Raw genomic sequence first — 22849 nt, forward strand, 5'->3', positions numbered from 1 at the left:
GCATGTGGCGTCGGCGCTCTATCGGACGCCTGCCGCTCTGAGGAGTCTCAGCGCGCCGGTCAGCAGGACGGCCCAGGTCTCCGGCGACACACCGGCGGGCGGGGTGAAGCCCTGGAGGCGCTGGTGGGCGACGGTCTGGGCCTCGGTGTACTTGAGGATCCCCTCGGCACCGTGGCGGCGGCCGAGGCCGGAGTCGCCCATGCCGCCCATCGGCGCGTCGACGCTGCCCCACGCGGCGGCGAAGGCCTCGTTGACGTTGACGGTGCCGGCGTGCAGCCGGGCGGCCACACCCCGCCCCCGCGCCCCGTCACGGGACCAGACGCTCGCGTTGAGGCCGTACGGCGTGGCGTTGGCCCGCGCGACGGCCTCGTTGTCGTCGCGCACGGAAAAGACCGAGACGACGGGGCCGAAGGTCTCGTGGTCGTACAGCGTCATGTTCGGGGTGACGTCGGCGAGAACGGTCGGCTCGTGGAACAGCGGGCCGAGGTCCGGCCGCGCCCTGCCGCCGGCCAGCACGGTCGCTCCCTTGGCCACCGCGTCGCCGACGTGCTCGGTGACGGTCTTCAGCTGGGAAGGGTTGGTGAGGCTGCCGACGTCGACGCTGTAGTCGTAGGCGGCACCGATCTCGAGCTTCTTGGTGCGCGCGACGAACGCGGCGACGAACGCGTCCCGGACCGACTCGGCGACGTACAGCCGCTCGACGGAGACGCAGAGCTGGCCGGCCGAGGGGAAGCACGCGGCGACGGCACCGTCCGCGGCCTTCTCGATGTCGGCGTCGTCCAGGACCAGCATGGCGTTCTTGCCGCCGAGTTCGAGGGAGGCGCCGATGAGCCGCTCCCCGGCGTCCCGGGCGATCTTCCGGCCGCTCGCGGTGGAGCCGGTGAACATCATGTAGTCGGCGTGGTCCATCAGCGTGCCGCCGATGGAGCCGCCCCGGCCGACGACCATCTGCCACACCCCGGCCGGCAGGCCCGCCTCCCGCATCAGCTCCAGCGACCACAGCGCGGTGAGCGCGGTCTGGGTGTCGGGCTTCTGCACGACGGCGTTGCCGGCCATCAGCGCGGCGATCGCGTCTCCGGCGGCCATGCTCAGCGGGTAGTTCCAGGGCGAGACGACCGCGACGACGCCCTTGGGGTGGCGCAGTTCGGTGGTGCGGGTGAGCACGGGGATGGCGCCCCGGCGGCGCTTGGGTGCCAGGTACCGGGCGGCGCTGCGCGCGTAGTAGCGGGACACGATGGCGATGTCCGTCACTTCGAGGAACGCGTCCCGGCGCGTCTTGCCGTTCTCGGCCTGCATGAGGTCCAGCGCCTCGTCCTGGCGGGCGAGGACGAGGTCGTGGAAGCGCAGCAGGATCTGCTTGCGGCGGTTCAACGGGGTCGCGGCCCAGGCCTGTTGCGCGATGCGGGCCCGCGCGAAGGCGTGCTCGACGTCGGCGGGCGTGGAGACGGGCAGGTCGGCGAGCGGCGCGCCGCTGTAGGGGGCCGTGGTGGTCACGCGCGCGGCGCCGGGCGCCGCCGTGACGCGCGCGGCCAGCCCCTCGATCCGGGCGGGGGTGAGGGACGCGGGCAGTCCGAGGTGACGGGCGGTGGTGGACGGGGTGAGCTGCTCGACGGTCATGGCGGGACTCCTCGCTACCGGCTGCGGACCGAGGTCGGGACCGGCATGTGCAGGGCGAGCTGCCCCTCGGTCACGACGTCGAACTGGACGGTCCGGATCGGCCTGAGGGAGCGCAGGTCGTCGGCCATGCGCCCCTTCCCCACGTGGAGCGAGACGTCGCGCGGGACGAGCGCGGTGCCGGCGGACAGCACGTTGGTCTGGCTGAGGGTCGAGTGCCAGGCCCCGTCGAGCGAGGTGTACGAGGTCACGGACGCGACGCGCCTGCCGCTCGGGTACGCGGTCTGGGCCGGGGTGGCCGCCGAGAGCGCCAGGTCCGTGCCGCCGGCGCCGTCGGAGACCCGCGCGGTCGTGCGGTGGGCGTCGATGTCCACGTCCAGCCCGGTCACCCACTTGGGGAATCCGTAGCCGTCGTGGCCGCGCACCTGCGCGATCTCCGTGCTCACCGGCAGAGACAGCACGTAGGAGTCGAGGTGCTCGTTCTTGAGGGCGGCGACGAGGTCGAACAGGCCGAGCCTGCCGTGCCGGGCCGGCTTCACCGCGATGCCGACGGCGGCCTCGGTGTAGAAGTCGATGTCGCACACGTCGTACCGGAAGAACATCACGGAGACGAGGCCGAGGCCCGGTGCGACCTCCAGCGGGGCCAGCTCCCTCGGCAGCCGTGAACGGATCGCGCGGGACGGCGCCAGCATCGTGAGCCGGGCGGTGGAGACGCGGTAGTAGAAGTTCGGGGTCAGGGTGGGGCCGATCGGCGAGTCGGCCCTGGTCTTCGGCAGCCGGCGGAAGAAGTCCACGCCGCTGACGCGGGGATCGCGGGCGACCTCGTCGAGATCGGCGTCCATCCGGTACCGGTCGTACAGGCCCCCCTTGGGAACCGTGACCGTACGGCCGCCGAGGTCGACCTTGACTGTTTCCTGCTCGGAAGAGGGCATGACGCGGCTCCTGGCTCGCATGTTGACGGTGATTACATCAGCCTAGCCAGCGATGTAAGCACCGTCAACAATTCTGCGGGCGGGAACGCGGGCGCCGCCGCGTCAGGCGTCGTGCAGCGCCTCCTTGAGGAAGTCGACGGCGATCTTGCGGGCGATATCGGCGGCCTTGGTGTCGCGCAGGCTGTCCAGGAGCAGGAAGTCGTGGACCATGCCGGCGACACGGACCGAGGTGACGTCCACGCCCGCTTCGCGGAGCTTGTTGGCGTACTGCTCGCCCTCGTCGCGCAGGACGTCGGCCTCGTCGGTGATGACCAGGGTGGGAGGCAGGCCCCGGAGTTCCTCCAGGGAGGCCTGGAGCGGCGCGGCGTACATCTCGGCGCGCCGCGCGGGGTCGGGGGTGTAGGCGTCCCAGAACCACTTCATGCCGTCGCGGGTGAGGTAGTAGCCCTCGGCGAACTGGTGGTACGACGGGGTGTCGAAGCCGGCGTCGGTCACCGGGTACAGCAGGCACTGCGCCTTCAGACCGATCCCGCCGCGGTCCTTGTTCATCAGCGCGAACACCGCCGACATGCAGCCGCCTACCGATTCCCCGGTGACGGCGATGCGCGAGGTGTCCAGACCGTGCTCCGCGCCGTGTTCGAGGACCCACTGGCCCACGGCGTAGTTCTGCTCCACCTGGGTGGGGTACTTCGCCTCCGGCGCGCGCTCGTAGACGGGGAAGACACCCGCGGCGTCGGCGCCGACGGCGAGTTCACGGAAGAGGCGGTCGTGGGTCCTGTCGTCGCCGAAGACCCAGCCGGCGCCGTGGATGTAGAACACCACCGGCAGCGGCCCGGTCGCGCCCTTGGGCCGGATGATGCGGGTGCGGACGGTGCCCCACTCCCCCGCGTCGACGTCGACCCACTCCTCGTCGACGTCCGGGCGGGGCACGCTCATGTCGCTCTGGAGATCGGCGAGGATGGCCCGGCCCTGCTCCGGCGGGACCTCGTAGATCCGGGGATGCGGATCGGTCGCCTCGGCCAGCGCACGCGCGGCGGGTTCGAGGTACGGGGTGACGGGCGGCGGGATGTCGGTCATGGCCACTCCATGGGACCGGCGCCCGCGGGCGGGCACACGGATCCCTCGTCGCGCGGCTTGCGCAGCCGCTGGTGGTGTAGGCGGCCCCGAGGCGGAGATCACCCGCACGTGTACCCACGACGGAGATCCCCGGTCCATGTTTGACGCCCCCGGCGTGGACTGCAACCGGTCACCGCGGCCCCCGCCCGGCCCCAAGGCGTGCCGGGCGGGGCCCGACACGGGCGGGCAGGGGCGGCGCGGCAGGCGCCGGGTGTGCGCACCGCGCCGGTGCCCCGCCGGGACGCCCCCGCCGGGCCGACTGCCCCCAGACCCTCAGACCGTGCCGTTCTCCCACCACCACGCCCGGCCGAGGTCCGCGCGGCTGTCGACGTGCTGGTGGTCGGCGGTGTACGTCTCCAGACCGGAGAAGCCGCAGGTCTCGGCCTTCTGGTACACCGTGCGGTTGCTGACGCCGGGTACGGCCAGGTCGGCGGCGGTGCCGTAGAGGTGCATGCTGTCGCCGGCGCCCCCGATCTCGGCGTTGTGCGCGATGCTGCGGAACCCCGAGTTGACGGTGATGGCGGTGTTGCCGAGCTTCTTGCGGAGCGCTTCCAGCTTGTACATGGCCCGGCGGACGTTCTCCTTGACGGCGGCCGCGCTCAGCTTGCCGCCGTCGAAGGTGCCGCTGGACCGGTCGGTGAACTCGCCGAAGTCGAAGTGGACCGTGGAACCGTCCGACTGCTCCAGGGCGTTGAGCTGCGCCTGGGTCGCCGGACCGGCGCTGCCGTCCGCCGACAGGCCGTACGCCGCCTGGAATCTGCGGACCGCGGCGGCCGTACCGGGACCGAACTCGCCGTCGACGCTCACCCGGGACTGGGAGGCGGAGTCCGCGGCCCAGCCGGCGACGCGGATCTGGAGCTCGGTCACATCGGCGCCGGTCGCCCCCTGGTTCAGGGTGCGCGTCCAGTTGTAGGCGTGCGCGGTGCCCGTCAGGAGCAGCGGTCCGGCGACGGCGCCCACGGCCGCGGCGAGGGTTCCGCGCAGGATCGCGCGGCGGTTCGGAGAGGCTGTCACGGTGACTCCCTGGGGGCTTGGGCGGGTGGGGGCGCGCCGCGCGGGCCGGGCCATCGTGGTGCCGTGCGCGGCACCCGGTGGCGGAGATGCCGGGGGGACCGGTGCGACGGAGCGAGTTCATGGTCCGCGCAACGTCGCCGCCTGTCATGCTCATTCGAACAGAGTGAAATGTCGCAGGCGGGAGGGACACCGGCCGTGCTTCGCATTCATTTCTCGGCCGAGGACCTGGCCAGGACGAGGGTCGCCGCGGCCTGCCACCCGTTGTGGGAGATCGCCGCCAGCCTCCACCGCCTCCAGACCCCGGCGGGCCGCTGGGCGTACGCGCACTGGTACCGCACGGCGCGCGAGCGGCTCCGGGCGGCGGGGCTCGAGGGTGCCGTGCGGCAGGTGCTGCTGCCGCTCTTCCCGCGCGCGCCGTACTGGCCCGACTTCCTCACCCCGCTGGCGGGGGTGGACGGACTGGAGGCCGGGCTGGCGGAGATCCTGGCCACGCCCGCGGACCGGGTGGCGGCCGAGATCGCCCTCCTGACCCGGGCCGGACGGACACCGGCCCGGCTCGGCCGGCTGCCGGAGAAGGAGGCACGCGCCGAACTCGTCGGCATTCTGCGCGCCTACCACCGGACCGTCATCGAGCCCCACGAGGAATGGATGCGGGAGTGCGTGCACGCCGAGCGGATCCGGCTGGCCCGGCACCTGCTCGACGGGGGTGCCGAACGGCTCCTCGAAGGCCTCGGACCGGCGATCCGCTGGCGGCATCCGCGGCTGGAGGCCGGCACGTACCCGACGGAGCACGACATCCGGCTGGAGGGCCGCGGGCTGCTGCTCATACCGTCGTACTTCTGCTGGAAGGGGCCGGTCTCCCTCGCCGACCCCGCTCTGCCCCCGGTCCTCGTCTACTCGCTCCACCCCCACGAGTCGCCTGGCGGGCCGGGTCCCCATGCCGCGGAGGCCGCCGGCTCGCCTTCTCTCGCGGCCCTGCTGGGCCGGGCCAGGGCCGCCATCCTGCGGGCCACGGCCGCCGGGGCGACCACCACCGAGGCGGCCCGCCGGGCCGGGGTCACCCCGGCCACCGCCAGCCATCACACCACGGCGCTGCGCGACGCCGGCCTGATCACCAGCCACCGCCACGCCAACACCGTCGTCCATACGCTGACCCCGCTGGGAGCGACGATGCTGAGCAGGAACCTCAGGGATGCGGCGCCGGGCATCGGATAGCCGTCGCCCCGCGCCCGTGTCCTGCGGTTGCGGGGCGATCCGGCACATGGGAGTCTCACCGCACCGGTGTGCCCGCTCTGCAACCCTATGCGCCCCTGCTTCTTCCGGCCCGACCGTCCGTCCGTGACCGGTGGCCTCCTCGGGTGACCGGCCAGGGACGGACGGGCGCCGCGACAGCCCTCGCACGCCCGGCCCGGACGCCCCGGACCGCGCGGACGGCCCGGACGGCCACGAAGGACTCGATCACCATGCCCTCACCGCGAGTTCCGCTCTCGATCCTCGACCTCGTGCCCGTCGCCGCCGGCACCGGGACCCGTACCGCCCTCGACCAGTCCGTGGAGCTGGCGCGGCTCGCGGACTCGCTCGGCTACCACCGGTACTGGTACGCCGAGCACCACAACGTCTCCACGTTCGCCTCCTCGGCCACGTCCCTGCTCATCGGCCGGGCCGCCGAGCACACCAGCCGCATCCGGCTCGGTTCCGGCGGTGTGATGCTGCCCAACCACAGTCCCCTGATGGTGGCCGAGTACTACGGCACGCTCGCCGAGATGTACGGCGACCGCATCGACCTCGGCCTCGGCCGCGCCCCGGGCACGGACCCGCGGACGGCCGCCGCGCTGCGCCGCGGTGCCGCCGCCGACGACACGTTCGTGCAGGACGTCGTCGAGCTCCAGCGCTATCTGTCCTCCCCCGGCGCGGAACCGGCGGCGATCGAGGCGCTGCCGGGGCGGGGCACCGAGGTGCCCCTGTGGATGCTCGGTTCGAGTCTCGACGGTGCCGCGGTCGCCGCCTATCTCGGGCTGCCGTACGTGTTCGCCTCGCACTTCGCCCCACAACTGCGGCACGAGGCGCTGTCGCTGTACCGTTCGGGCTTCTCGACGACATTCGGCACCGCCGAGATCGAGCGGCCCTACGCGATGGCGGGTGTCAACGTCCTCGTCGCGCCCACCGACGACGAGGCACGCTTCCTGTTCACCACGGCCCAGCAGATGGCCGCGGGCATCTACTCCGGCCGCCGGGCCCCGCTGCCGCCGCCGGTCCAGGACCTCGTGGCCGCGGTCGGTCCCGAGGCCGCACGGTTCGTGGACGACTTCCAGCAGGTGCGCGCGGTCGGCTCGCCGGAGACGGTGGCCGCCGGCCTGGAGGCGATCGTCGACGACCTGGAGGTCCAGGAACTCATCGTCACCACCTACACGTTCGACCCCGCGCACCGGTCGCGTTCGTTCACGCTGCTCGCCGAGGCCTGGGGCCTGTGACACGGGCCTTCCGCCGGCATTCCGCCGTCGCGGGGAAGCCGGTGCCGGGGCCGGTTCCGGTGCCGGGGCCGGTTCCGGGGACAGTGCCGGTTCCGGGGACAGTGCCGGTTCCGGGGACAGTGCCGGGGACGGTGCCGGTGCCGGTGCCGGGGACGCGCGTGGCTACCGGAAGGCGGCGATGTGACGCCTCGCCCAGTCGCCGAACGTCCGGGGCGGACGGCCGAGGACGCGCTCGACATCGGGACTGACGGCCAGTTCCGCGGACCTGGGCTCGCCCAGGATGCCCAGCGTGGTCTCGACCAGGGGCTCGGGCATGAAGCGCAGCATCTGCTCGCGGGCCTCCTGCCGGGTCTGCTCGACGAAGCGGACGGGTTCCCCGAGGGCCGCGGCGATCTCCGCGGCCTGTGCGCGCGGGGTGCTGAGGGCGGGGCCGGTGAGTTCGTGGACCCGTCCCGTGTGACCGTCCGTCCGCAGGGCCGCGGCGGCGACCTCCGCGATGTCGCCGGGGTCGACGACCGGCAGGCCGGTGTCGGCGAACGGGGCGGTGATCTCCCGGCGTTCACGGACCGATGCGGCCCAGGCGTACGCATTGCTCGCGAAGCCGCCGGGGCGCAGGATCGTCCAGTCCAGGCCGGACTCGCGGACCGCGTCCTCGATGGCGCGGCCCGTCCCTCCGTGCGAGGCCGACTCCGGCCGGGTGACGACTCCCTGGGAGGACAGCAGCACCACCCGCGCGACACCGGCCGCCTTCGCGACGTCGAGGATGTCCCGCGGACTGAGCAGATGCGCGCCGGCTCCCCCGTTCTGCAGGAACAGCGCGTCCGCGCCGTCGAACACGGGGCGCAGGCTCCCGGGATCGCTCAGATCCGCCTGTTCGTGCCGTACCCCTTCCGGGACGTCCGCGCCGGAGATCCCGCGCGAGGTCGCGGTCACCCGCTCTCCGGCACCGGCCAGCGCCGACACCAGCGCGCGGCCCACGTTCCCGGTCGCTCCTGTCACTACGATCATGGCCAACTCCCCTGTCGGATCAGCATGGTTGCCGTCGCCCGCATGAGCGGGACCGCCGGGAGGAGGGCTCCTCCGCGACCGGCACGGGGACGCTAACACCGTTCGTATAGTAGGTACCTAGAGGAAAGTGACTATCCCGAACGACCCGGCGGGACCGGGCGAAGACACGGACTACAGCCGTACCCGGCGGGACCGACAGGACCGGGCGGGACCGGCAGGACCGGCGGCGACACGGACTACGGTCGTACGAGGCGCTGGAGCGCGCAGCGCGCGAGCGGCGCGTACGCGGCCAGCAGAGGCGCCGGACCCTCCATCACCAGGCCGGTCGCGCTGCCTTCCCCGTGCGGGCTCACCTCGTGCCGCAGCCTGAGCCGGGCGGGCCCGAGGCGCACACGCCAGGTCCAGTCCCGCCTGTCGTGGTCGACGGACTCGACGGTGAAGGCGACCCGGATCCCCGCGAACGTCTCGACCGTGCCGGTGAGTCCGGGGCGGATCTCGGGGCTGTCCGTGTGAACGGCCCTGACCTGCGGAGACCATGTCCGCCACCGGTCGACCACGACATAGCGCCGCCAGACCGTGTCCGGCGCGGCCGCTCCTACGGCGCGGAGCTCCAGGCGGCTCATGACGGACCGGCGCACCAGGAGCGCCCGGGAGTGCGGGCGACCGGCGCGGTGGTCCGGACGCGCCACGGCCGCTCGGCGAGCGCGCAGATGTCGTCCACGTTCCCACCCGTCGTCGTCCCGGAACGGAACTGCTCCGTCCCCTCCACCATCGCGGCGGACCGGCGGGTCCGCATCTTCCGGCAGGCCGTCCCGCGCGGTGCGGGGGGGGCTTGGTGCGGCCGGCGCGGTGCGGCAAGCGGGGTGCGACCGGCGCGGTCGGTCCGGTCTCCGGAGCCGTCCCCGGGGAGTCCGGCTTGACTTCGAGTCCACTCGAATTCATAACGTTCCGGTATGAGCACTCCTGCACAGCACAAGATCGGTTCGGGCTTCGGCGCCGACAGCACCGCCGAGGACGTCCTGCGGGGCATCGACCTCACCGGGAAGCTCGCGGTCGTCACCGGCGGCTACTCGGGCCTGGGTCTGGAGACCACTCGGGCGCTGACCGCGGCCGGCGCGCGGGTCGTCGTCCCGGCCAGGCGCCCCGACGCGGCCCGGGAGGCGCTGGCCGGCCTCGACGGGGTGGAGGTGGACGAGCTCGACCTCGGCGACCTGGAGAGCGTGCGCGGCTTCGCCGAGCGGTTCCTGGCCTCCGGACGCACCATCGACTTCCTGATCGACAACGCCGGGATCATGGCCTGCCCGGAGACCCGGGTCGGGCCCGGCTGGGAGACGCAGTTCGCCACCAACCACCTCGGCCACTTCGCGCTCGTCAACCGCCTGTGGCCGGCGCTCGCGTCCGGCGGCGCCCGCGTCGTCTCCGTGTCCTCCCGCGGCCACCACCTCTCCCCCGTCAACTGGGACGACGTCCAGTGGACCGAGGGTTACGACAAGTGGAAGGCGTACGGCCAGTCCAAGACGGCGAACGCGCTGTTCGCCCTGCACCTCGACCGGCTGGGCCGGGACGCCGGTGTCCGGGCCTTCTCCCTCCACCCGGGCGGCATCATGACGCCGCTCCAGCGGCATCTGCCCAAGGAGGAGATGGTCGAGCGCGGCTGGATCGACGAGCAGGGCAACCCCCTGAACCCGGCGGGCTTCAAGACCCCGGAGCAGGGTGCGGCCACCCAGGTATGGGCGGCCACCTCGCCGCAGCTCGACGGCGTCGGCGGCCTCTACCTGGAGGACTGCGACGTCGCCGAGCCCGCGCCCGCGGACGGCACGTGGGCCGGGGTGAGGGACTGGGCGACCGACGCCGAGCAGGCGGCCCGCCTGTGGGCGCTGTCGGCCGGGCTGACGGGTGTGGACGCGTTCGCGGGCCAGGACCTGTCGTAGGTCTCCGGTCCCTTCCGCCGGAGCGGTGCGAGGGCGCCTGGACCGGGCTTCCGCCCACCAGTCGCCCTTTCCCGCCGGGCACCCTTTCCCGCCGAGCGCCCTTTTCCGCCGACCGGGCCCGCACCGGACCCGTGGGTCCCGGTCGCGCGCGGCCCGCTCCTCAGCGGTAGAGATGCGCTCCGGGAAGCGCGTCGGGGTCCTGGCGCACCTCCGCCGGGTTCGTCTCGGGCAGGAACCAGGCGCCGGCGAAGGTGATGAGCCCCATGAGCGCGATGTAGGCCGCGACGAGGGTGGTCGCCCCCGTCCTGGCGATCACGGCGGTCATGACGATCGGGGTGCCGCCGCTGACCACGATGGCGGAGAGCTGGTAGGCGAGGGACGCGCTCGAATAGCGGACGTGGGGGGCGAAGAGCTCGCTGAGGAAGGCGGCCATCGGGCCGTAGGTCAGTCCCTGGAAGAAGAACCCGACCGCCACGGCGACGAGGATCAGGGGCGCCGACGCGGTCCCCACCAGCGCGAAGTAGGGGAAGGCCCAGGCCGCCACGCCGAGTCCGCCGACGAGGATCAGGGTGCGCCGGCCGTACCTGTCCGACAGGTGTCCCGCGAGGGGCAGCACCGCCGTCATCAGCGCCGAGCTCAGCAGCACGACGGTCAGCAGCGTGTTCCGCTCCATGTGGAGGGTGGTCGTGCCGTAGCTCAGCAGGCCGGTGATGCTGACGTAGAAGAGGCTGTTCGTGGCGGACAGGGTGGCGCAGCCGAGCAGGATGGTGCGCCAGTTGCGGCGCACGGCCTCGGCCAGGGGCGCTCTGACCACGGCGGTCTCCGTCCTGCGGGCCGCCTCCTGCCGCAGCTCGCGGAAGTCCGCGGTGTCCTCGACCTTCGTCTGGATGTAGAGGACCACGGGGAACATCACCGCGCTGGCCAGGAACGGTATGCGCCAGCCCCAGTCCAGGAAGGCGTCGCCGGAGACGAGCCCGCTGACCGTGGTGAACATCAGGTTGGCGATGATGACGGCGACGGGCACGCTCGTCTGGCCGAAGGTACCGGCGAACCCGCGGCGCTTGGCGTCCGCCGATTCGGTGAGCAGGAGCGCGATCCCGCCCCACTGGCCTCCCGCCGCGGCCCCCTGGGCAAACCGCAGCACCACCAGCAGGGTGGGGGCGAGCGCGCCGACGCTCGCGGCGCTCGGCAGGCAGCCGATGAGGAAGGTCGCGACCGCCATGGCGACGAGGCAGGTCACGACCGTGGGCTTGCGGCCGTACTTGTCGCCGAAGTGGCCGGCGACGAGGCCGCCGAGGGGCCGGGCCACGAAGCCCGCCCAGAAGGTGCTGAACGACAGCAACGTGCCCATGAGAGCGGACGAGTGGGGAAAGAAGACGTGCGGGAAGACCAGTGCGGCCGCCGTGCCGTAGAGGAAGAAGTCGTACCACTCGATCGAGCTGCCGATCAGCCCGGCCGCGAGCAGCCTTCTGCGTGAGCGGGACTCGGCCACCGGGGCGGCAGCGGCGTCGCCGTCGCGGATGTGCGCGTGCGCGGATGAGGTCATGGGAGGGTCCCTCGGGGGGTGGAGGATGCCGGTGGGGACGACGGCCCGGGGGCCGTCGCCGGGTCCGGTGACGCGGCGGCGGTGCGGGCCGTGCGGCGGGCGGATGCGACGTGCGTCACAACCGTGTGTCGTGGGGGTGAGATTAGAGCGGCGCGCGCACTTCACGAGACGGGGAGCACACACACCTCTGGGGGCCCGAAGGTGTATGAGATACCCACCCTCTTTCCACCTCCACTTCTGCGTAGGGGCGTTGATGGCACCGACTCATTCCGGCGCGGGCGGTAGCGCCGCCACGGGCGAACTCGTCTCCTACCGTCTGCGGCGCGAACGCCGGCTCAGCAGCCTGTACGCGACGGCCCGATCGCTCGCCGCGCTCGGTGAGGTCGACGAGGTGCTCGCCTCGATCGTCCGGCACGCCCATGAGCTGATCGACAGCGACATCGCCTACCTGTCGCTCCTGGACGCGGAGGGCAATCTCGCCATCAGGGCGTCGGCCGGCACGATCTCGCCGGAGTTCCGGTCGGCCCGCATGCCCGCGGGGGCCGGTCTGGGCGCGCGGGTGATCGAGTCGAAGGCCCCGTTCTGGGTCAGCGACTACCGCGAGGCCCGCGTCCTGAGCCACCATTCCGCTTTCGACCTGCTCGTCCCGGACGAGGGGCTCACCGCGCTGCTCGGCGTGCCGCTCCTGGTGGGCGAGCGGGTGATCGGCGTGCTCTTCGCCGCCGACCGTTCCGCGCGGCCCTTCGAGAAGGACGAGGTGGCCCTCCTGTGCGCCTTCGCCGATCACGCGGCGGTCGCTCTCGACAACGCGCGGCTGTACGAGGAGAGCCGCGCCTCGCTGCAGCGGCTCCAGGACGCCTACCGCATCATCGAGGACCAGGTGGCCACGGTGGAGCGGGCGGCGGCCGTGCACGAGGCCCTGACCCAGGTGGTGCTGACCGGCGGCGGGCCCGGTGACATCGCGCAGTTGCTGGTCGAGCAGCTGCGGGGCGCGGTGACCGTCCTCGACCGGGACGACAGACTCCTCGCGATGCGGCCCTGCGGGGAAGAGGTCCCCGGCGCGGGCCGGACCCCGGCCCGGGCTCTGCTGGAGGAGGCGCGGGCCACCGGGCGGTGCGTGTCCGCGCGGGGTGCGGACGGCGCCGTCCACAGCGTGGCCGCCCTTCACGCCGGCGGCAGCCACCTGGGTTCGCTGTCCCTCACCCGTGACGCCGCGCCCGGCCCGGCGGACGTCCGCATGCTCGAACGGTCGGCGCAGATCATGGGGTTGCTGATCCTGATGCGTGACGCCCGTGCCGAGGCGGAGGAGCGGGTCCGCGGGGAGCTGCTCACGGAACTGCTGTCCCGGCCGCCGCTCCACCCCGCCCAGCGCGACAGGGCGCTGGCCCGCGGTGTCGACGTCGATCACCTCGATGTGCTCGTCGTGGCCGACTGCCCCGGTAAGGCCACGAGCGACGTGGTCCGCCGGCTCAACGCCGTCTCGGCGGAGTGGTCCGGGCTGGCGGGCGAGTACCTCGGCCGGGCGACGATGCTGCTGCGCGCGGACGGCCCGGCGGCGAGGACCGGCACGGAAGGGGCGGACGGCCCGCGTCTTCCGGACGGCGCGCCCCGTCCGGAAGACGCCCACCGTCCGGACGGGGCGGCCCGCGCGGAGAAAGTGGCCCGTTCGGAGAAAGCGGGTCGTGCGGAGAGGGGGGCTCGCGCGGAGAGGGATGCCCGCGCCGAGAGGGCGGCTCGTGCCGGGAGGGCGGCTCGTGCCGAGGGTGCGGACCGTCCCGTGGGGGCGGCCCGCGCGGCGGAGGCGGGCCATGGGGAGGCGGCGGCCCGTGGGGAGGCGGCGGGGGCCGCGGACACGGTGGAGGCCGTCGCGCAGGCGCTGCAGCGCCGGCTTCGCCGTGCTCTCGGCGCGCCGGTGCTGGTGGCCGCCGACCGCGTCACGGGGCAGGAGTGGCCCCGCTCGTTCGCGCTGACGCGGCGCTGTGTCGAGGTGATGCGCGCCCTCGGGGAGACCGACCGCGGGGCGACCACGCGGCAGTTCGGGATGTACGCGCTCGTCTTCGACCCCGAACGCGCGCATGACCTCGACCGGTTCCTCTCGGACTCCCTCGGGCCGCTTCTCGACTACGACCGCCGCAGGTCCACGGACCTCGTGGCCACGACCGCCGCCTACTTCGCCCACTCCGGGAACCTGAGCCGGACCGCTCGCGCGCTGCACGTGCACATGAACACGCTGCTGAAACGGCTGGACCGGATAACCGCGCTGCTCGGCGACGGCTGGCGGGCCCCGGACCCGGCGCTCCGCCTCCACCTGGCGGTCCGCCTGCACCAGTTGCGGGGCGCGCTCGACGGGGAGGAACGGCCGCGTGCGGCAGACCCCGCCAAAACCCGGACGGTTCCCGGCCCCCGCGCCGGTGGCCGCGCGGAACAGTGACACCCGGTGTCCGGGCCGCACCGTGACACCCGGTGTCCGGGCCGCACCGTGACACCCGGCCCCCGCACCGGTCCGCGCGCGGAACCCTGACACTCCGCTCCCGTCCGGGTCCCCGCGCAGAACCGTGACAGGAGCGCGGAGTTGTCCGCCGGAGTGCGACGGCGCATTCGCCGCAGCTCCGCACTACCTCGCGCTCCGGTAAAGCTTCGTTTGCCCCGCGGTACGGCAAGGCCGGCGTGTCCGGGATGCCGGACGGCTCCCGGGCGTCCGTACCCCGTGCCGCGAACGACCGCGACGGTCCGACCTGCGGCGAAGCCCCCACCGCACCCCGCGGCGTCAAGTTCCTTTCCGGCAAGAGGAGTTCCCGGGACGCGTCAGGTGCCGTCCGCCCGCTCACCGGGGCGGCCCGCACCGGCGCGCCCTCTGGCGGAGATGCGCCGTCGGCGGGGACCATGACCGCAGCGGCCGGGAAACCTTGCCGGGTGGTCTTGCCAGGCGGCGTTGCCCGCCGGTTCCGCCCGGTGGGCGCCCGGGCCGCGGTACCCGACGGCCCCGTACGACAGTCCCTCGCCCGCGGAACGACCTGACCCAGCCGCCGGCCTCCCGCCCGCACGACGCGGCGGCGACGCCCGAGAAGCATCCGCCCTCCCGGCACAGCGCGCGACCAGGAAGTCCAGCGGAAGTCCCTTCGTACGGTTCCCACCTGCTCGGCGGCGGCCTCGTACCGCCTCCCGTACCCGTGGTCCGGCCGTTCCGGGGCAGGTCCTGTCAGGAGATCCCGGCATGTCGCACGAAAGCTCCGAGTCACCGCACACCGAAGACCCCCGCGTCCAGGACGGGCGGACCGGCCGGCCGGCTCCCTCCTGGTCCGCCGGCGACGAGCCACCCGGCACCCGCCCACCACGTGCGCGCTCCGGTCCGCACCGCACCCTGCGGCTGCTGCGGCGCGCCTACCGGTGGCAGCGGCGCGTGGCGACGTTCACCGCGCTCGGCTACTTCGCCGCCTTCCTCGCGCTGACCGTGAAGGCCCCCGCGCTGATGACCCGGCCCGGACCCGGCGGCCTGCCGACCGGCCTGGTGCTGGCCCTCGTCCAGCTCCCGGTCACCTGGGTGGCCGTCGTCCTCTACGAGGCCACCGCGCACCGTCTGGTCGATCCGCTGGCGCGCCGCGCCCGCCGGCAGAGCCACCCGGCCACCGCGAGCGGGGAGCGCACGTCGTGACCGTGCTGTTCAGCGGATCCGCGCAGTCCTGGTCCCTCGTCGCCTTCTGCTCCGTCGTCGCCCTGACCCTGCTGCTCTGCGTGATCACCGGCCCCGAGGGCGACGACCTGGCCGAGTTCTACACCGGCTACAGATACCTCTCGCCCCTGCGCAACGGGCTGGCCGTCGCCGGTGACTACATCTCCGCCGCCACCGTGCTGACCATCGGCGGCATCATCGCCCTGTGCGGTTACGACGGCATCGTCCTGGCGCTCAGCGCGCTGCTGTCGCTGCTCCTGCTGATGTTCCTGCTCGCCGAACCCCTGCACAACACCGGCCGGTACACGATGGGCGACGTCCTCGCCCGCCGTCACCCCTCGCGCGCCGTGCGGGTCGCGGCGTGCGCCGTCACCCTTCTCGCGCTGATGCCGATGATGGTCGTGCAGCTCGCGGGGGTCGGCGAACTCCTCGCCTACGTCCTCGGTCTCACCGGCGCCACGATGAAGAGCGGATGCGTGGCCGGGGCCGGACTCCTCATGATCAGTTACGCGGCCCTGGGCGGGATGCGGGGGACCGCGCTGGTCCAGATCCTCAAGACCGTGATGCTGCTGGCCTCCGGACTGGTCGTCAGTGTCCTGGTCCTGCGCGCCTTCGGCTGGAGCCCCGAGGCCCTGTTCCGTACCGCGGCACGGCGGAGCGGCGCCGGGCCCTCCTACCTGACCTGGGGGCTGCAGTACTCCAGCAGCCCCCATCCCGCCCTGGACATGGCCAGCACGCAGTGCGCCATCGTGCTGGGCGGGGCCTGTCTGCCGCACGTGACCATGCGGATGTACACCGCCGGCACCCCGCGCCAGGTGCGCCGGGCGATGTCCTGGGCGGTGTCGTCGGTGACCCTGTTCATCCTGATGCTGACCCTGATCTGCACGGGGGCCACCGCCCTCCTCGGCGGCGCCCGCGTGGCCGCCGCCGACAGCCACGGAAGCACGGCGTACCTCCTCGGCGCGCGTGCCGCGTTCGGAGCCGATCTCTCCCGGCCCGAGAGCCTGCTCTTCGCCGCCGTCACCACGGCCGTGTTCCTCACGCTCCTCGCGTCCGTCGCCAGCATGACGCTGGCCTGCGCCAACGCCCTGGCCCACGATCTGACGGCCTCGCGCCCCACTCCCCCGACGCCGAGACGCGAACTCGCGCTGGCGCGGACGAGCGCGCTCGCGGTCGGTGTCCCCGTCATCCTGCTGGCCGCGCTCGCGCAGCACCGCAGTCTCCAGCCGCTGGCCACCGTGTCCTTCACCCTCGGCGCCTCCGCCATCGCGCCCGCGCTCCTGTACACGCTCTTCTGGCGCCGCTACACCCGCGCGGGGCTCCTCGCCACGCTCGTCGTGGGCTCGTCGAGCGTCCTGGCGCTGACCCCGGGCACCACCCTGGTCTCCGGGACGCCGCTGTCGGCCTTCCCCCACGCGGATTTCGCCTGGTTCCCCTACAACACGCCCGCCCTGGCCTCCATCCCCGCCGGCTTCCTGGCGGGGTGGATCACGACCCTGCTGTCCGGCCGGCGCGCCGGCGAACGGGAACGCGCCCGGTACACCTCGCACGAACACCAGTTGCTCACCGGCCCTCCGCCCCAGAGCCGTACACCCTGAGGGCTTGAGGAAGCGGAGGGATCCGGGGCATGGCGTACCGTCAGCGCCTTCCGGCGTCCGGAGCGGCGACCGGGGAGTCGCGGCCGCGGCGGGCCCGGCCGGCCGGCCGGTGTGCCTGCCGCCGCTCCGTCAGAGGCCGCGGGCGCTGATGTCGCCACTGGCGGTGGTGGCGCGGATGCCGAGTCCGGGAGTGCCGTCGTTCTTCAGGGAGTTGCTGACGCGGCCGTGGCCGGTGCCGGCGTCCAGGGTGGCCGAGGTGCCGGCCGCGACGGCGACCGAGATGTCGCCGGCCCGGGTGCTGAGCACGACCTCGCCGCGCACGGCCTCGGCTATCCGGATGCCGCCCCGCGCGGTGCTGATCTCGGCGTCGCCGCCCAGCCGTCCCACCACGACGTCGCCGTCGGTGGCGGTGAGGCGGACGCTCTCGGCCTCGTCGATCTCGATGTGGCGGTACGCGCCGTCGAAGACGAGGTCGCCGAGGCGTCCGACGACGCGCAGTTCGGTGGCGGCGGCCTTGGCCTCGACGCGGGAGCCGGCGGGGAGGTGGACGGTGACCCGTACCGATCCGGAGGAACCGAGGAGCTGGTTGCCGGAGTGCGCGACGGCGATCCGCAGGACACCGTCGGCGCAGGCCACGGTGGTCCGCTCGGCGGCCTGGACGTCGCGGCTCCTGGAGGGGTCGGCGGGCAGGACCTCGACGGTGGTGTCGGACCGGTCGGCGGCGACGAACTCGACGCGGCCGGCGGGGACGTCCGCGACGACGGAGACGGGGGCGGGGGTGTCGAACTTCTGCATCGTTCTCTCCTGTGCTCGCTCTCGTTTCTGACATCGGAAACGCTACGTTGCTTTCCAGATGTGCACAACGAACTTGTTGCAAGAGATTCCTATAGGCGCAGCTCACAGCCCATAAAGTGTTGCACTGGGCTTGACTGGAATGCAACGACGACCCCTCATTGCATTGCAATGAGATAGAGGTGAACGCTATGATGGGGGATCAGGAGCACCATCAGGACCACCGAGGGGACCGCGATGCCAGGAGGCAGGCTCACCCAGCAGGAACGCCGGCAGATCGCGCTGGGGCTGGCCGACGGCCTCCCCTACGCCGAGATCGCCCGCCGTCTCGACCGGCCGACGTCGACGGTCACCCGTGAGGTGATGCGCAACGGCGGCCCCACCTCCTACCGCGCGGACCTGGCCCATCACGCGACCGGACAGCGCGCCCAGCGGCGCAGGTCCGCCTCCGCGCCGGGACCGGATTCCGCCCCCCAGCCGCACGGGCGTGACGCCGCAGCGGTGGCCGCGTACGAGGAGACGTTCACCGCGGTCCTCATGGCATCGGGCCTGACCAGGATGACGGCCAGGGTGCTGACCTGCCTGTTCACCTCCGACACGGGCAGCCTCACCGCGGCCGGGCTCGCCCGGCACCTCCAGGTCAGCCCGGCGTCCGTCTCCAAGGCGATCGCCTTCCTGGAGAACCAGGGCCTCGTGCGCCGGGAGCGCGACGAACGCCGCCGGGAGCGGTACATCGTCGACGACGAGCTCTTCTACCAGGCGACGGTGGCCAGCGCCCGCTCCAACGACCTGCTCGTGGAGACCGCGCGCGAGGGCGTCGCGGTCCTCGGTCCCGACACCCCCGCCGCCAACCGCCTGGAGAACATCGCCCGCTTCCTCGACCTCATCAGCGAAAGCATCACCGTCTCCGCGGAACAGGCCCGCGACGTCCTCCACACCAAGCCCGCACCGGCCCCGGAGAGAGGCGCCCAGGAGCCGGCCGGGGACTGAACACGCGGGCGCCTGGGGCGAATCGGGCGGCGGCCGGGTAAAGAGCGGGTACTTTCGGCCGCGAACCCTTGTACGAGGGGTGAAGTCCCTGTGAACATCCAGTGGACTTCCCACTTTGATCAAGGAACGCACTTGCCTGCTCTCGGAACGGTGAGACGCACCGCCGTCCTGGCCGCCGCCGCACTCTCGCTGAACCTCACGCTCGCCGCCGCGATCGCCGGCACCGCGGCAGCCGCCCCGGACCTCCACCGGCACGGCGCGCGGGCGGACAGCGCCACGACCGCCACAGCGACGGCGTCCACGACGGCCACGGCGGTCACGGCGACGGACGGCACGGCGGGCGACGCTGCCTCCGCGCTCTCCGAGGCCGCGCGCACCGGTGAACCGGTCCATGTCACCGGACTGGACGACGAGTTCTCGACCACCTACGCCAATCCCGACGGCACGCTCACCACACGGCTGTCCGAGGGCCAGCAGCGCGTCGCACGCCCGGACGGCACCTACGCCCCCGTCGACCTCACCCTGAAGCGGGTCGGCGCCCGCGGCTGGACGCCGAGGAACTCCCCTGTCCCCGTGGTGATATCCGGCGGCGGCTCACGCACCGCCGCCACCATGACGAAGAGCGACGGCTCCTCGGTCGGCGTCGGCTGGCCCACGAAGCTGCCCGCGCCGAGGATCCACGGCGGCGTGGCCACCTACCGGGTGTCCGCCGCCGAGGACCTCGTCGTGTCGACGACGGCGAGCGGCTTCACGGCCCATGTCGTGCTGAAGGCCCGACCGTCCGGGAGTGTCACGCTCCGGCTTCCGCTCGTCCTGGGCGGCAAGGTCGGCGTCCGCCAGGCCAGGAGCGGCGCGATCGCCCTGCGGCGCACCACGTCCGGCACCACCGTGGCATCGGCCCACCGGTTCACCATGTGGGACTCCGCGCACGGCCCGGAGGCGGCCCCCGACGACGAGCACCCGGTGGCCACCACGCTGGCCGAGGGCGCGGACGGACGCCCGCTCATGCGGCTGCGCCCGTCGATGAAGTTCCTGACGAGCCCGCGCACGGTGTACCCGGTCACGATCGACCCGGACATCTCCTCCCTCAGCCGCAGCGGCGACACCTACGTCTACACCGGCAACACCACGCCCGAGATCAGCAGTTACCGCCTGATGGTCGGAACGTGGGACAGCGGCACCACCAACTACCGCTCTTACCTGAACTGGAAGCTCGACGCCATCCTCGGCAAGCACGTGGTGAGCGCCGGTCTGAAGCTCTACCAGTACGACGCCGACACCTGCACCCCGCAGCCGGTGTCCCTCCATCCGCTCGACACCGGGTTCTCCGGGTCGACGGTGTGGGCCAACAAGCCGGTCTCCGACTACGACGCCGACTGGTGGATCAGCGACAGCTTCAACCACGGCGACGAGGCCGACGGCTGCGCCAACGCCTCCGAGACCATCGACGTCACGAAGATCATCAAGGGGTGGGTGGACGGCACCCACGTCGCGCACGGCCTGGTGGTGAACAACCCGGGCGGCGACCTCACCCACGGCAAGCGCTTCTGCTCGATGAACCCCGATTCGTCGCACAGTTCCTGCAACACCGCCACGCGTGAGCCCACCCTCGCCGTCACGTACAACACCCTGCCCGCCAAGCCCTCCGGCCTCCAGGCCACCCCGGGCAGCACCTCCGGCAGCGCCTCCTACGTCACCTCCACCGCCCCGGCGCTGACCGCCCTGGTCAAGGACGCCGACGCCAACAGCCTCACCACGCAGTTCTCGGTGGCCGACAGCGGCGGCACCGTCGTCGCCTCGGGCTCCGGGGTGTCCGTGGCGTCCGGGGCCAAGGCCTCCTGGACGGTCCCCGCGGGCGTCCTCGCCGACCACAAGGCGTACAGGTTCCAGGTCCGCAGCAGCGACGGCACCGACTACTCGGCCTGGTCCGGCTGGCTCAACTTCACCGTGGACACCTCCAAGGCCCCCAAGCCGGCGGCCGATCCGCCCACCGCGCTCCAGACCGGCGCGACCCAGACGCAGACCCCCATCCTGTCCGGCGTGGTCTCCGCCCCGTCCGGCAACACCGTCCAGGCCGACTTCCTGCTCTACGACTCCACGGGCGCGGCCCTCGGCGGCAGCCCGCTGGCCACGATCGGCGCGGACAACGGCGAGCGGGCCGCGGTCCAGGTACCCGCCGGACTGCTCGCCGACGGTTCCACGTACACCTGGAAGATGCGGGCCTGCTCCAACAGCCGCTGCTCCGGCTACTCCGACCCCCAGAGCTTCACCGTGCACCTGCCGGGCGCTCCCGCGGCACCGGCCACCACCACGGCGGTCATCAGCGGCTCGGCGCTCACCCAGGCGACCGTGGACACCGGGGCCACCGACTGCTCCGGCGCCCCGTGCACCGGGACGACGGCGGGCACGCTCAAGGTCGGCGCCTCCGGCACCACGCACTGGCGCGGCTACGTCCTGCCCGACCTGTCCGCGATCCCCTCCGGCGCCCGGGTCGTCTCGGCGACCCTGAGCCTGGGCACCGCCGGCTGCCTGGGCGCCTGCGAGGCGCACGACATCGAGGCGCACCCGCTCAACGCGGACTGGTCCGCCGGCGGCACCGGCACCGACCTGGTCGCCGCGGCCGACGGGGCCGCGCTGGACGTGAGCACCGCCGACCCGGCGGCGCTCGACGTGACCTCCGCCGTACAGCTCTGGCTCGACGGCTCGAACCCGGACGAGGGGCTCGCCCTGCAGGCCGCCGACGAGGGTTCCGACACCACCACCGGTGCCACCTATCCGGCGTCCGGCACCAGGCTGAGCGTCGCCTATGTCGCCCCGGGCGCCCCCGACGCGCCGACCGACGTCACCGCCACGCCGGCCTCCTCGGGGCTGCTGGTCCACTGGAACGCCCCGGAGGACACCGGGTACTCCGGCGACGTCACGTCGTACACCGTCACCGCCTACGCGGCGGGCACCACGCAGGCCGCGCGGACGACGGTCGACGCCGCGACCGCGGGCACCACCGCCGTGCTCCCCGGGCTCGTCAACGGCAGCGGGTACACCGTCACGGTCACGGCGACCACCTCGCACGGCACCAGCGCCCCCGCGACCTCGGCACTGGTGAAGCCCGCAGCAACGCACGCCGCGAGCGGCACCGCCTACCAGTCGATCGTGCAGCAGTACCTCGACGCCCGGAGCGGTCTGCTGACCGGCACCTACGCGAGCGCGGACGCGGCGGTCGCCGCCAGTGCCGACGGGGCCTCGTTCAGCGCCCAGTTGCACACCGACGAGGACGATCTGCTCGCCGAGAAGGCGCGGTTCGCCGGTGACGGGCTCGGCTGGTCCGGGATCACCACGACCCTGGCCGGTACCCTCGCCGGGCCGCTGACCGGCACCTCCGACCTGGTCTACACCCACCACACGGGCACCAGCACCCTGTCGGACGGCAGCGCCCAGGACGAGGAGAACGAGTACGAGGTGTACACCTTCGACACCGGCGGACCGGCTCCCGTGCTCACCCAGCGGCTGTCCGCCGACGACTTCCTGACCAGCCTGTCCGCCTCGGACACCGCGGCCGCGCAGGTCCCGCTCGACGGCGACGACACCGACACCACGGCACCCGCGATGGACGCGTTCTACACCGACGGGGACGCGCTCCCCTCGGGCACCGCGCCCGCCGCCGGCGCCAAGCGCGCCTCGTTCAGCCGCGGCGGCACCGTCTCCTGGGCCGCCGCGCACTACAACGACAAGGACGAACTGCGCACCGACTGCACCAACTTCGCGTCCAAGTCGCTCAACCGGGGCGGCGGCGCGCACATGGAGTACGGCTCGGTCGTCGACCTGAAGCGCAGCCCGTACGAGTGGTGGCGCAAGTCCAAGTCGGACATGACCTATTCCTGGTCCGCGGCCAACAACTTCGCCAACTTCATGGGCAAGGAGGACAGCGTCACCTGGGTCAAGAGCATCGGCAACATCTCGGCCGGTGACATCATGCTGCTGGAGTACGCGGGCGACGGGGACTCGAACCTCGACCACGCGGGAGTGATCTACGGCACCGGGTCCTCGACCGGCTCGATCAAGGTCTACCAGCACTCCAGTCACTACCGTAAGACGAACCTCGCGGCCATCATCAAGCGCCGGCCCGGCGTGAAGGTGTACATCGCCCACATCACCCCCCACTGGTACTGA

The 22849-nt window shown here is 72.9% G+C and carries 16 protein-coding genes; 8 read left to right on the plus strand and 8 right to left on the minus strand.

What is annotated here, in order from left to right:
* Positions 1–18: 18 nt before the first annotated feature.
* From ACIPRD_RS14045 to ACIPRD_RS14060, 4 genes are all read right to left on the minus strand, one after another.
* Positions 19–1617: a succinic semialdehyde dehydrogenase gene (locus tag ACIPRD_RS14045; RefSeq protein ID WP_401562917.1), complete on the minus strand. Its 1599-nt coding sequence runs from the start codon at positions 1615–1617 to the stop codon at positions 19–21.
* A 14-nt stretch (positions 1618–1631) separates the two neighbouring features.
* Positions 1632–2546, minus strand: a complete 915-nt coding sequence (locus ACIPRD_RS14050; RefSeq protein ID WP_401562919.1) for an acetoacetate decarboxylase family protein — start codon at positions 2544–2546, stop codon at positions 1632–1634.
* Between the two features lie 102 nt (positions 2547–2648).
* The gene (locus tag ACIPRD_RS14055; RefSeq protein ID WP_356403677.1) at positions 2649–3623 is read right to left on the minus strand and encodes an alpha/beta hydrolase; all 975 of its coding nucleotides are present in this window, start codon (positions 3621–3623) and stop codon (positions 2649–2651) included.
* 312 nt (positions 3624–3935) lie between these two features.
* Positions 3936–4676: a D-Ala-D-Ala carboxypeptidase family metallohydrolase gene (locus ACIPRD_RS14060; protein ID WP_356403675.1), complete on the minus strand. Its 741-nt coding sequence runs from the start codon at positions 4674–4676 to the stop codon at positions 3936–3938.
* 195 nt (positions 4677–4871) lie between these two features.
* On the opposite strand from ACIPRD_RS14060, the gene ACIPRD_RS14065 reads away from it, so the two are divergent.
* Both ACIPRD_RS14065 and ACIPRD_RS14070 read left to right on the plus strand, forming a co-directional pair.
* Positions 4872–5891 carry an ArsR/SmtB family transcription factor gene (locus ACIPRD_RS14065; RefSeq protein ID WP_401562922.1) on the plus strand — a complete coding sequence of 340 codons (1020 nt, stop codon included), beginning with the start codon at positions 4872–4874 and terminating at the stop codon, positions 5889–5891.
* 248 nt (positions 5892–6139) lie between these two features.
* Positions 6140–7147 carry an LLM class flavin-dependent oxidoreductase gene (locus ACIPRD_RS14070; RefSeq protein WP_401562924.1) on the plus strand — a complete coding sequence of 336 codons (1008 nt, stop codon included), beginning with the start codon at positions 6140–6142 and terminating at the stop codon, positions 7145–7147.
* 162 nt (positions 7148–7309) lie between these two features.
* On the opposite strand, the gene ACIPRD_RS14075 is transcribed toward ACIPRD_RS14070, so the two are convergent.
* The gene (locus ACIPRD_RS14075; RefSeq protein ID WP_401562926.1) at positions 7310–8155 is read right to left on the minus strand and encodes an NAD(P)H-binding protein; all 846 of its coding nucleotides are present in this window, start codon (positions 8153–8155) and stop codon (positions 7310–7312) included.
* A gap of 236 nt (positions 8156–8391) precedes the next feature.
* Positions 8392–8778: an SRPBCC family protein gene (locus tag ACIPRD_RS14080; protein ID WP_401562928.1), complete on the minus strand. Its 387-nt coding sequence runs from the start codon at positions 8776–8778 to the stop codon at positions 8392–8394.
* A gap of 330 nt (positions 8779–9108) precedes the next feature.
* Between ACIPRD_RS14080 and ACIPRD_RS14085 the strand changes: the two genes are divergently transcribed.
* Positions 9109–10086: an SDR family NAD(P)-dependent oxidoreductase gene (locus tag ACIPRD_RS14085; protein ID WP_401562930.1), complete on the plus strand. Its 978-nt coding sequence runs from the start codon at positions 9109–9111 to the stop codon at positions 10084–10086.
* 160 nt (positions 10087–10246) lie between these two features.
* On the opposite strand, the gene ACIPRD_RS14090 is transcribed toward ACIPRD_RS14085, so the two are convergent.
* The gene (locus tag ACIPRD_RS14090) at positions 10247–11632 is read right to left on the minus strand and encodes an MFS transporter (protein WP_356403657.1); all 1386 of its coding nucleotides are present in this window, start codon (positions 11630–11632) and stop codon (positions 10247–10249) included.
* Between the two features lie 253 nt (positions 11633–11885).
* Between ACIPRD_RS14090 and ACIPRD_RS14095 the strand changes: the two genes are divergently transcribed.
* From ACIPRD_RS14095 to ACIPRD_RS14105, 3 genes are all read left to right on the plus strand, one after another.
* The gene (locus ACIPRD_RS14095; protein ID WP_401562932.1) at positions 11886–14063 is read left to right on the plus strand and encodes a helix-turn-helix domain-containing protein; all 2178 of its coding nucleotides are present in this window, start codon (positions 11886–11888) and stop codon (positions 14061–14063) included.
* Between the two features lie 783 nt (positions 14064–14846).
* Positions 14847–15284: a DUF485 domain-containing protein gene (locus tag ACIPRD_RS14100; protein ID WP_356403651.1), complete on the plus strand. Its 438-nt coding sequence runs from the start codon at positions 14847–14849 to the stop codon at positions 15282–15284.
* Positions 15281–16900 carry a cation acetate symporter gene (locus tag ACIPRD_RS14105; RefSeq protein WP_356403648.1) on the plus strand — a complete coding sequence of 540 codons (1620 nt, stop codon included), beginning with the start codon at positions 15281–15283 and terminating at the stop codon, positions 16898–16900. The genes ACIPRD_RS14100 and ACIPRD_RS14105 overlap by 4 nt, the downstream gene beginning before the upstream one ends.
* A gap of 129 nt (positions 16901–17029) precedes the next feature.
* Here ACIPRD_RS14105 and ACIPRD_RS14110 read toward each other — a convergent pair whose 3' ends face one another.
* Complete coding sequence (locus ACIPRD_RS14110; protein WP_356403645.1) at positions 17030–17695, minus strand: DUF4097 family beta strand repeat-containing protein; 666 nt, start codon at positions 17693–17695, stop codon at positions 17030–17032.
* A 234-nt stretch (positions 17696–17929) separates the two neighbouring features.
* Between ACIPRD_RS14110 and ACIPRD_RS14115 the strand changes: the two genes are divergently transcribed.
* Entirely contained in the window at positions 17930–18682 is a 753-nt protein-coding gene (locus tag ACIPRD_RS14115; RefSeq protein WP_401562935.1) for a helix-turn-helix domain-containing protein, read from the plus strand.
* Between the two features lie 132 nt (positions 18683–18814).
* Positions 18815–22849, plus strand: coding sequence for a DNRLRE domain-containing protein (locus ACIPRD_RS14120; RefSeq protein WP_401562937.1), 4035 nt, complete (start codon positions 18815–18817; stop codon positions 22847–22849).

This window comes from Streptomyces sp. NPDC090108, assembly GCF_044747185.1.
Taxonomy (GTDB): Bacteria; Actinomycetota; Actinomycetes; order Streptomycetales; family Streptomycetaceae; genus Streptomyces.